10 protein-coding genes are annotated in these 10,691 nt (G+C 65.4%); 1 reads left to right on the forward strand and 9 read right to left on the reverse strand.

Annotated features, from left to right (window positions below; genetic code table 11):
* The 9 genes from AC1DWT_RS46250 to AC1DWT_RS46290 all read right to left on the reverse strand — a co-directional run.
* On the reverse strand, window positions 1-843 hold an 843-nt coding region (locus AC1DWT_RS46250; protein WP_477925830.1), incomplete at its 3' end, for an acyl-CoA dehydrogenase family protein.
* Window positions 840-1,082 carry an acyl carrier protein gene (locus AC1DWT_RS46255; protein WP_477925831.1) on the reverse strand — a complete coding sequence of 81 codons (243 nt, stop codon included), beginning with the start codon at window positions 1,080-1,082 and terminating at the stop codon, window positions 840-842. The genes AC1DWT_RS46250 and AC1DWT_RS46255, both read right to left, overlap by 4 nt.
* Window positions 1,079-1,516 (reverse strand): holo-ACP synthase, encoded by a 438-nt coding sequence (gene acpS / locus AC1DWT_RS46260; protein WP_477925832.1) that lies wholly within the window; start codon window positions 1,514-1,516, stop codon window positions 1,079-1,081. The genes AC1DWT_RS46255 and acpS overlap by 4 nt, the downstream gene beginning before the upstream one ends.
* A 259-nt stretch (window positions 1,517-1,775) precedes the next feature.
* Window positions 1,776-3,149: a sugar transferase gene (locus AC1DWT_RS46265; RefSeq protein WP_477925833.1), complete on the reverse strand. Its 1,374-nt coding sequence runs from the start codon at window positions 3,147-3,149 to the stop codon at window positions 1,776-1,778.
* A 349-nt stretch (window positions 3,150-3,498) separates the two neighbouring features.
* Entirely contained in the window at window positions 3,499-5,343 is a 1,845-nt protein-coding gene (locus tag AC1DWT_RS46270) for a putative bifunctional diguanylate cyclase/phosphodiesterase (RefSeq protein WP_477925834.1), read from the reverse strand.
* A gap of 14 nt (window positions 5,344-5,357) precedes the next feature.
* Complete coding sequence (locus AC1DWT_RS46275; protein WP_477925835.1) at window positions 5,358-7,481, reverse strand: Rv1355c family protein; 2,124 nt, start codon at window positions 7,479-7,481, stop codon at window positions 5,358-5,360.
* Window positions 7,478-8,254, reverse strand: a complete 777-nt coding sequence (locus AC1DWT_RS46280) for a hypothetical protein (protein ID WP_477925836.1) — start codon at window positions 8,252-8,254, stop codon at window positions 7,478-7,480. The genes AC1DWT_RS46275 and AC1DWT_RS46280 overlap by 4 nt, the downstream gene beginning before the upstream one ends.
* Before the next feature lie 192 nt (window positions 8,255-8,446).
* A complete protein-coding gene (locus AC1DWT_RS46285) occupies window positions 8,447-8,872 on the reverse strand; it encodes a hypothetical protein (protein WP_095861174.1) in 426 nt (141 codons plus the stop codon).
* Complete coding sequence (locus AC1DWT_RS46290; RefSeq protein ID WP_072940954.1) at window positions 8,869-9,333, reverse strand: GyrI-like domain-containing protein; 465 nt, start codon at window positions 9,331-9,333, stop codon at window positions 8,869-8,871. Before AC1DWT_RS46290 ends, AC1DWT_RS46285 begins: the two co-directional genes overlap by 4 nt.
* A gap of 347 nt (window positions 9,334-9,680) precedes the next feature.
* Here AC1DWT_RS46290 and AC1DWT_RS46295 point away from each other — a divergent pair.
* A partial coding sequence (locus AC1DWT_RS46295; RefSeq protein WP_477925837.1) for a methyltransferase domain-containing protein occupies window positions 9,681-10,691 on the forward strand: 1,011 nt, incomplete at its 3' end.

Genomic DNA, 10,691 nt, shown 5'->3' on the forward strand with positions numbered 1-10,691 from the left:
GGGCGACGCCGCGCCCGGCTGCTTACGCGCGGCTACCCGCACGTACCGGCGCGCCTTCTCCACCGCGGCGTCGGCGATGCCGAGCCACACCGCCGACCACACCGAGTGCGACACCGGGAGCATGGTCGTCGCCGAGATCTCCGAGTAGGGATCGGCGACGACGAGATCCGGGGTGGTGGTGGCCCGCAGCACGAACCCGGGACTGCAGGTTCCGCGCAGCCCCAGCGTGTTCCAGTCACCGGTGCGCTCGAGCGTCACGTCGGCACGCCGGCAGATGACGAGCACTTGGTCGCTCGGCGGGCTGTCGGGGGTGCGCCGCGCGGTCGCGAGGATCGCGTCGGCGTACTCGCCGTACGAGATGACCGGGGCGTTCTTGACCAGCGACACCACGCCACCGGACCGCTCCACCGCGCAGGTGCTGCGGCGGACGTCGCCGCCGATGCCCAGTTCCGTCGTCGCCGACGCCAGCAGGTACTGACCGGCGACCGCGGCGCGAAGGAAGCCGGCGACGCCATCGCCACCCGGATGTCTTACGAGCGAGAGGATCTGGGTTTGGTGCATCGCGAAGATCATCGCGGTCGCGGCGCACTGGCGGCCCAGGGTCCGGGCGATCGTGCACAGTTCCCGAAGTGTCGCACCTTCACCACCCAGTTCCGGAGGGACGGCGCACGAGAGCAGACGCTGGTCCCGGAGCGCATCCACGGCCTCCTGCGGAAAGCGCGCGTCACGATCGACGTCGACGGCCCACCGCGCGGCCACCTCGGCCACACTCGCGGCCCGCGCCGACGGTCCGGAAACCTGGGCGGACCCGATCCCGGTGTCGCCCGCGAGGGCGATGCTCATGCCACGCCGAGTTCGACGAGCGCGCCCCGGATGGAGTCGACGCTCGCGAACGTGCTCTTGCGCAGCAACTCGTCGGGGAATTCGATGTCGAACGAATCCTCCAGCGCCAGCATGACGTTGACGCTCGCGTGGGATGTCAGACCGAGTTCGTAGAGATCGGCGCCGATGGCGATGCTCGCGGCGTCGACGGACAGCCTGGCGTGGTCGCCGAGAACCTTGCGGATGGTGTGCTCGCTCATGGGTGGCGTTCTCCTTCGTGATCGGGGGGCGTGCCCAGCCGGGACGCGGTGACCATCGCGATCGCGACGTCGGCCTCGTGCGAGATCGAGACGTCGAACCCACCGAGCCCCTGACGCTCGGCGAGTGCCGATGCGTTGCCGGACAATCGCACTCCGCATCCTCCCCAGCTCTCGCGCCGGATCTCGATGGACTGCCACGGCAGGGCGACGTCGCCGGGGCGCAACACCTTGACCACGGCCTCCTTGGCCGCGAATCGGGYGGCCAGCCGTTGGACCCGCGCAGGTCCTGCGCAGGTTTCCAATTCGTGGGGTGTGAAGATTCTGCTCAGATAGCGGTCGCCGAACCGCTCGACACTGCTTCGCACGTGCCCGACCGTCATCACGTCGCACCCGATGCGGGACTCGGGGATCGGCGACACCGAACCACCAGACATCGATCCCCCTGCTCCAGTCTTCGACAGTCCCACGTTTCGTGCGGGAAGCCACTCTCAGCGACTCTCCAGCAAACCCTTCGAGAAGTTACCGTACTTTGCCAAATAAAGACAAGAGGTCCTTCGGTGTGGGCATAAACATACCCCGAGTCTGTACCGCTGTCTCCTCGAAGCCGATGATGTCCGTGGGTTGTCCGCAGTCTCGACGGGCGACCGCCCTACCGCCTCGCACGCCCATGATCGGCGCCGGACCGACACACCCTCAGTACGCGCCTTCCGGTCGCAGCACGGCGCGAACGGTCTTCCAGAGGATCAGCAAATCCAGCGTGAAGCTCCAGTTCTCGACGTAGTGCAGGTCGGTGCGCACCGACTCCTCCCAGCTGAGGTTGCTCCGGCCACTCACCTGCCACAGTCCGGTGAGTCCCGGTTTGACGAACAGACGACGCCGCGCACCGTCGTCGCCGTAACGCGCTACCTCGCATTCCAACGGCGGCCGCGGACCTACCAGCGACATACTGCCCGATACGACATTGAACAACTGCGGCAGCTCGTCGAGCGAGTAGCGGCGAATGAACCTGCCGATCCGGGTGACCCGAGGGTCGTCGTGCATCTTGAACATAACGCCGGCGCCCTCGTCGAACGCCTCGAGCTCACGGATTCGAGCTTCCGCATCCACCACCATGCTGCGGAACTTGTACATCGTGAACACCTCGCCGTCCCGTCCGACGCGAGCCTGCTTGAACAACGCCGGACCACGACTGCCGGCGCGGATCGCCCCGCCGATGACGAGAAGAACGGGCGCGATCGCGATGACGATGACGAGAGCGAAGATTCGATCGAAGACATTCTTGATCACCCACGCCGGGCCCGAGTATGTCGGCGCACTCAACTGCATCAACGGGACTCCCGCGACGGGGGCGATGTGCAAGCGCGGACCGACGACATCCATGAGCACGGGCGCAATCAGCAGATCAGTACCGGTGCCTTCCAGCTCCCAGCTCAACCGCTCGGTGCGAGCGGGGGTCCAGCCGCTCGAGGGGAGAACCGCGATCGCTTGAAACGAATGGAGCCTGGTGATGCCGACGATGTCCTTCTCCGTGCCTATCACGGGAGTGTCGTCGATGGCGAGCGGAAGCTGTTCACCCGGTCTYACGTCGGCCAGGCAGATGGCGTCCACGCGCCACCCGGCCTGCGAGATGTCCGGCGTGCGCTTGATCAGTTCGAGCACTTCGTCGACGTCGCCGGCGACGAGGACGGATCGCAGATAGCCTCCCGATCTCCGGCGCCTGCGCAGTGCCCGCCTCAACACGTAGCGTCCGAGCACCGACAGCGCCGCCGCGAGCGGAAGAGCGCCGAACACCCACGAGTGGCCGTTCGCCGTACCCAGGGCGTACCCGGCGACGGCCATCACCGCGATCACCCACACGTACGCTCGTCCCACTCTGCGAAACTCCTCGGCTCCGCTGCCGAGAATGCGTGGATCCCACGCATGCGCCAACGCCAGGGACAGCATCGTAAGGACCGGAACCGCGACCGCGACCGCGAGGCTCCCGACCCACGTCCAGAGAGGGATTTGGCGGTAGACGACCGTGACGAAGAGGTCGGCAGCGACGACGCTGACCAGATCGCTGCCCATCGCCGCCTGAGAGTACGTACGCTCCCAGGACGGCCGCGGCGAGGGGGGTTCGGGCACGGAACGACCGGGAATGGTCGGGACCCCCGCCCCCCTACGGCCGTGTGCGCATTGAGATCTGATGAGGAGTTGAGTCCGCTCGGACACGCTCAGTGCCTCGAAATCGCTTCCACATTCGCACATTGATCAAACCCATGCTCGGAGCCCGCCCGCCACCGCGTCGATCCGATCGCGCCGTGGAGTTGATTACTACCCTCAAAACATACTCCGAGTCTGTTATAGCTGCAATCAAATGCCTTTAATTATTATAATTTAACTAAACCGAGCTTTCGGTATGGTTTATGCTCGACCTTTAAAGGCCTACCTCGATAACTCCGGCCACCAGCAACTTGCCGATCTCCTCCGCCGAGACCGGGCGGCTGAACAGAAATCCCTGCGCCCGATGACATCCCATGTCCAGAAGTTGCCGGGCCGACTCCAYGTTCTCGACGCCCTCCGCCACCAATTCCAGGCCGAACGACTCGGCGAGGCCGATGATCGATTTCACGATCGCCCGGTCCTCCGGGTTGGTATCCAGGTTCATCACGAACCCCTTGTCGATCTTCAACGTCCCCACCGGCAGTGCCTTGAGATGGCTGAGGGAGCTGTATCCGGTGCCGAAGTCGTCGATCGCGACCTCCACGTCCATCGCATGCAGTCCTTCGAGCGCTTCACGCGTCCAGGTGAGGTCGCTGAGCACCGCGTTCTCCGTGATCTCCAGGCACAATGCGCCCTTGCGAAGGTCGAACTCCGTCAACGCGTTCGCGACGACGTCGAGAAAGTCCAGACCGGCCAACTGGCCCGGTGAGACATTGACGCGGAGATCCAGATCCCGCTCGGGCACCTGCGACCGCCAGTCGGCCCACTGCCGGCAGGCCTTCCGGATGACCCAGCGTCCGAGTTCGCCCGCCACATTCGTCGCCTCGGCGACGTCGATGAACGACCCCGGCTGCAGCAGCCCGAGCAGCGGATGATTCCACCGCACCAGGGCCTCCACCCCGATGATCCGGCCGGTGCTCAGGTCGACCTCGGGCTGGTACTCGAGAAACAGCGACTCGTCCGCGATGGCCGCACGCAGACTGAGCTCGATCATGTTGCGTTTCTCGCTCTCCTCCTGCATCTCGTCGGTGAAGACGCTGATCGCGTTACCGCCCTTGGTCTTCGCAACCATGACGGCCTGGTCGGCCTGGCTGAGGAGCGAACTCGTGGTGGCCTTACCCGGACGCCCCGCCGCCACGCCGATGCTGACACTGCGGCTGACCACCTCGCGGCCGAGCCGCACCCGTTCGGTCACGACGTCGCGGATGTGCTGCGCCCGTCTCTCCGCCTCCTCGAGACCCACCGACCCTCCGAGCACGAGCACGAATTCGTCGCCGCCCAGCCTCGAGACGAGGTCGTCGGCCTCGCTGGTCGATCTGAGCCGGTCCGCGATCGTCGAGATGAACCCGTCGCCCGCCCCGTGACCGAAGAAGTCGTTGAGGGGTTTCAGGCGGTCCAGGTCCAGGAACAGAATGGCGACCGGCCCGGGTTCGGTCGACGCCAGGCGGGTGTCCAGGTGGTGGTAGAGGGCGCGCCGGTTGCTGAGTCCGGTGAGGGAATCGTGATCGGCCGAGTAGCGCAATTGCTCCTCTACGACGATGCGGGCCTGGACCTGGGCGAGCAGGGCGGCGATCGCCTTGAGGACGTCAAGCTCCGGCGGCGTCCAGTCGCGGTCGCCGAACTTGATGAATCCGAGCGTGCCCGTCGTCGTCTCGCCGGACAGCAGCGGAACGGCGGCGAGCGACACCTGCGGCACCCCCGACGCCTCGCGGACCCGTTCGTTGTAATCCGGACCGGACACCTCCGGACGGAAGATGGCGACTTCCTTCTGGTGCTCGATCTGGGCGAAGGTCGGATCGGCATCCTTGAAGTAGACGACGCCGAGTGGGTCGGGGTCGGGGATGAAGGGCCGAAGAGGGTATTCCGCGACCAGGACCGTCGCCGCGATCTCGTGGTCGGTGAACCGGAGAAAGCTGGTGTCGACCTCGAAGTGTTCCACGAGATCCTCCAGCACACGGGTGGCCACGGCCTTGAACGAGACCGCGTCGACAGGCGTGAGCCGGGACGCCACGGTTGTCACCAGGGTCTCGAGCTTTTCGGTTTGCTTCTCGGTGTTCACGGGCCCTCCTGTCGTTACGATATCCGCCTTCGCACCCGGTCGGCGCGGCGCTCGCTCCGAACCGACGGGCCCGGCGCATGGCTGAGCCGTAACACCATGGCGAGCGCCTCACCTGCCTTCGCTCCGACGACGTCGAACAATTCTTCCCGCAGCCTCTCCAATGGTGCCGCATACCGCGGTGAGAGTTGTTCGAGTTCCGCACTTTCCACACCGTAGAGAAACACCGGCGAAATCGGCTGGACGGCGAGGCCGAGCGCCTGCGCGTGGATCCACACGCTTTCGGTCGCCTCACCGCCGCGCACATAGTCCCGTGAGGTGCTGCCCGGAACCGCGACGACCGCGACAGCCGAACTCGAGGCGATGCGGTCCGCGGTGGACTTGCCCAGCGCCTGTCCCGCGTCCTGTGCGCCGAGTCGTTCCATGACCTCGGGTCTCCGCAACAGCGCGAGCGTCGACAGTTCCGCCGAGTCGAGTTCCAGTGCGCGCACGTCGATGCCGGTGTCGACCGAATCCCGGGGTGGCCACCGCAACTCGCCGATCATCTCGCGGTGCAGGGTGGGTGTGAGGAAACGGATGCGGTCCGACTCCGCCAGAATGGCGCCGATCGCCGCGATGTCGTCCCGGTCGGTGACCAGGCAGAGGCGGGCGCCTTCGCGAGCCGCGGCCTCGGCGAGAAGGCCGGCCTGCGAGTCGTCCAACGGCCGGGGGACGCCCAGCCTGCGGTTGGTGGTCCGGTCGAGCATGTGCTCGTAGCGGTCGCTGAGTTCCCGGTCGTTGCCGCTGCCGAACGTCATCGTGGCGACGGGAAGCCCCGGACCGCGGTCGTGGACCGTCACCGCGCCGAGAAGCCCGGCGGCGGACGCGGCGATCCGGGCGTTGTGCAGCGCGGCGCCGACCGCGACACAACTGCCGCGGTACCCGACGTCCATGGCCGTCGTGTGCTCCGGGGCCAGGGAGATGGTCAGTCCCGCGTCGTCGGCCGCGATCGTCCACGGCTGGACGTTGCCGCCAGAGGGCGCGCGGGCCGCCGCATTCACGATGGCGTCGACAGTGTCCTGCGGCGGGGCCGCGGCCCGGTTCACCGGTTGCTCCGGMAGGTGTTGCGGCAGCGGTGGATCGGCGAGGGCATCGAGATGATCGTCCAGATCCATCCGGCAGCGACCCGACGCGAGCGGCTGCCCGAGCCCGATGCGCCGCACCGCCGCCGCGACCTCCGCCCCACCGAGCAGCACTTCGCCCCCGAGCTGAGGCCACGTGGTGATGGTTTCGTCCACCTCCACCAACGACGCCGCCATCGTCGCCGACAACTGTCCGGCGTCGAGAATCTGCAACACGAGCGGAATCTTGTCCCGCGAGCCGAGGCCCGCCAGCGATTCCACGTCGACGTCACCGATCACTCCGTGGAACAAGGGTCGATCGGGTTCGACGTCGAAACGCTCGACGTCCAGCAGACCCCGGTCACTGGTCGCCATCAGCACCGGCAATCCCCTGCGCCGGGCCTCCCGCCGCAGGGACACCTTGACGTCGAGGGAGTCGCATTCGTCGATCACCACGTCCGTGCCGTCCAGAAATTCGGCGACCGATTCGACGTCGACACCGTCCTTCCATAACGTCACTGTGACGTAGGGGTCGATCTCCGCGACACGGCGGGCGGCGACCACTGCCTTGTTCACGCCGAGGTCCAGAACGGTGCCGGGAACCCGGTTCAGGTTGGACAGCTCGAGCGTGTCGAAGTCCGCGAGCCGCAAGCCGCCGCACGCGCCTTCCAGCGTGAGAGCTAACGCGACGGCGTGACCGACACTCAGACCGACGATCCCGACGGTGACGTCCCTGAGGCGTTCCTGCTCCTGCGCGGTGACCTTGTTCCGATTCCGGTCCAGCCGCAACAGCCGGAACGACGTAGGACCGAGCAGACGCACCACGGTCCGTCGCCACGAGTAGTACGCCCACACCGGAGCCTCATCGAGCACATCTGAGCCCGGCGCGGGAACGAGGGAACGCAGAGCGTCCCGCTGATGGTCGAGTCGATCGACGAAGGCTACCGCGGGGTCGCGGCGGAGGCGGTCGAGTACCGCCGCGTCCCCGGAGTGGCCCTCGTCGAGCAGCAGTGCGGTGTACTCACCGTGGGTTTCGTTCACGAGACGCTCCGCATCGGCCGGACGACGTCTCCTCCCGTCCCCGTCGCGATGGCTGCCGACGGCGTCGGTCCGGACGTCGTGAGTAACAGTTGGGCCAGCTGCATGGATTCGGCGCGGCCCCTGCGCCTACTCCGATCCCACCACATCAGCCGTGTCTCGTAGCGGTCATCCGGATAGGGCACGGGAGCAATATGGTCTGCCACTACCCCACCGGTGGTTCGCCACGTGTCCAACACGTGGGATGCGGCGGTCGCGAGCATGAACTGGACGTCGAGCAGATCCATCGAGAAGGTAGCAAAACGACCCAGTGCGCCGACGAGTTCACCGCGCCGGGCGGCGGTGTCCGACACCCATGCGCCCTTCGCCTCCACGACACCGAACGGCAGCCGGTCCTCGATCATCCGGCGGACGGCGGGAGCCCCGGGATCGTTTGCCCATTCCGTGATCGCATGCGCCTGACCAGCATAAATGTACGGCCCCTGCGCGCGGACACCCGCTGCGACGGAGCCGTTCGGCTCAATCGCGACGAAGAAGATCGCGGTGCTGTCGCCGTCCTGAATCCGGCGGTACTCGAGCGCCTTCTCGGCGCCGTACTTGCGATAGCCCGCTACCGCTCCCTCGAGATATGCTTCCCACAGCTCGGGCTCGTCGGAGGGCCGGGCGACGACGAAGCGACACTCCGACCGTGGATCCCACACGCTCAGCGTTCGGTCAATTAGGGTGTCTGTCGACCACGCGTCGACCTGCGGACGCGACAGCTGTTCAACTGGCATTGGCTTTCCCATCGGAGTCGGTGCGGCAATTCCGGGGACTCACGGGTTACGTAAAGACCCCAAGAACTGGACACACGAACCCGGTCACAGCCCCGCGGCTACTTATTTTCCGCGTTTACACCGGATTTGTCACCTGAGATGCCACAAATGCGCTCGAAAACAAACTTCAGGTCGGTAATTGTCGACCCGAATTTAAGCGAGGGAAATGAACAGCTCGACGTTGCTCGGAGCGCGGAAGACCTCGATCTCCTCCGCGTAGGCGCGCTCGATGCGCCCTTCCTTCTCCGCCAGCTCGGCCTGAATCCACACGTCCTCGATCGGGTCGGACGATCGTCCGTCGGGCGTGAACTTGGCGAAGTAGCCGGCCGGGACACGCACCAGTACGTCACCGACCTCGAGCTGACCGAGGTCGGTACACCGATATCCGATCACGGCGGTCCACCCCAGATCCGGGACCGCGACATATACGGTGACCAGCTCGGCAGTGCCGCGTTGCTGGATGCGCTCGCGGGTGAACTTCATCAGATCGGTCGAATGCGCCGACGAGCTGAGTTCCGTGCGCGGCAGAACGAGCCCCCCGAAGTCGGCGGACTCACGCTTGACGATCTCGAAACTCATTGCGGCCCCTGCATCGTGGCGGGTGGCACTATCGCCACATACAGATCGATCCCGAATGCGTGCGGGTAGAACTCGAAGTCGCCGGTGTAGGACCTCTCGATCTGCCGCGATTCCTCCGCCTCACGAATCTGCCCCCAGAGCGCGTCGAATAGGTCGGGAAAGGTTCCGACCGAGGAGAACTTTGCATAGGTTCCCGCAGGAATCCGTGAGACCAGATGCCCGCGCCCGACCTGATCGATCGATGTGCACTCGTAGCCCACGATTTGCGTGTAGTACGAGTTGATCTCGGGAGCGTGGTCGACATAGGCAGACGCCAAAGGCCTGTCCACGTTCTGCGCCAGCAGGGTGGACCACGTCTTTTCGAGATCCTTGTCGCGCGCTTTCCCCAGCGCCCTCTTGGGGCTGCGGACGGCCAGTCCGGCGACCAGCGTCTCTTTGCGTTCGACTATGACGAACGGCATCGGGCACCCTCCGCTGTCACCGGCACATTGGGCCTGTAATGGCTATTAATGTTCGCCCGCCTTTAATTTGGGGGACGAGATATCACCATACCTCCTCCGTATCCCGCGGTCTGCGCCCTTAGTCGCGAAAACCTCCAGGACTGAGAAATCGCCCATTTGACCGAGTCCCAACATGTCGCCAAGTAAAAGAACAGTCATCCTTAATTCGGACTATATACATACTTGAAGTTGGTTTAGAGCCTTGCAAGACGACTCCAAGTGTGGTTAATTGGACGGATCGAGACTTCGGGTGTGACGCAACTCACGCGCAGCGGCCTCCAGGTCTCGGTGACGAGGGGAGACTGCCCGTGCGCTGCCGACTGTGCGACTCCGATCGCTTGCGAAGCGTCCTGGATCTGGGAGCGACGCCGCCGTGCGAGCTCTTCTTGACCGAACAAGGCCTGGACGCCCCCGAGACGAACTACCCGCTGCACCTACGCATCTGCGAGGACTGCCTCCTGCTTCAGATTCCGGCCCTGATCTCTCCGCAAGACACCTTCACCGACTATGCCTACTACTCGTCCTACTCGGACTCATGGGTCGAGCACGCACGCCGATTCGTCCACTCTTCGGTGTCGCAACTCGGCCTCGACGCGCGCTCGTTGATCGTCGAGGTCGCGAGCAACGACGGCTACCTGCTGCAGCACGCGGTCGACGCCGGGATCCGCTGCGTCGGAATCGAACCTTCGCACAACGTCGGTGCGGCCGCGCGTGAACGAGGAGTTCCCACTCTCACGGCATTTCTCGACGAGGAACTGGCCGCGCACGTCCGCGCGGAGCACGGGCCGGCAGACCTCGTGGTTGCCAACAACGTGTACGCGCACATCCCCGACCTCCGCGGGTTCACTCGCGCTCTGCGTACCCTCGTTGCCGACGACGGCAGGCTGAGTATCGAGGTGCACCATGCCCTGAATCTGATCGTCCTCGCGCAATTCGACACGGTCTATCACGAACATTTCCAGTACTACACACTCCTCTCCGCGACGAGTGCGCTCGCCACGGCCGGCCTCTCGGTCGTCGACGTGGAACTACTGGAAACACACGGCGGCTCGATCCGGATCTGGGCGCGTCCCGACACTGCAGGCGCGGTGCCCACACAGCGTGTCGCCGAGGTGTTGAAGCAGGAGGAAGAAGCCGGCCTGCACGACGCCGAAGGATACGGCCGACTCGAACTGAAGGCCAGAGCCACTCGACAACAGTTACTCGGGTTCCTTCTCGCCTGCCGAGCCCAGAACCGGACCGTCGTCGGCTACGGCGCTCCCGGCAAGGGCAACACACTGCTGAACTACTGCGGAATTCGTCCCGACCTCCTCGAATAC

This window comes from Rhodococcus sp. P4_B6 (assembly GCF_056402215.1).

Coding starts and splice junctions, on each gene's coding strand:
- AC1DWT_RS46280 (WP_477925836.1), bottom strand. CDS start 8,254: ATGCCAGTTGAACAGCTGTCGCGTCCGCAGGTCGACGCGTGGTCGACA.
- AC1DWT_RS46285 (WP_095861174.1), bottom strand. CDS start 8,872: ATGAGTTTCGAGATCGTCAAGCGTGAGTCCGCCGACTTCGGGGGGCTC.
- AC1DWT_RS46290 (WP_072940954.1), bottom strand. CDS start 9,333: ATGCCGTTCGTCATAGTCGAACGCAAAGAGACGCTGGTCGCCGGACTG.
- AC1DWT_RS46255 (WP_477925831.1), bottom strand. CDS start 1,082: ATGAGCGAGCACACCATCCGCAAGGTTCTCGGCGACCACGCCAGGCTG.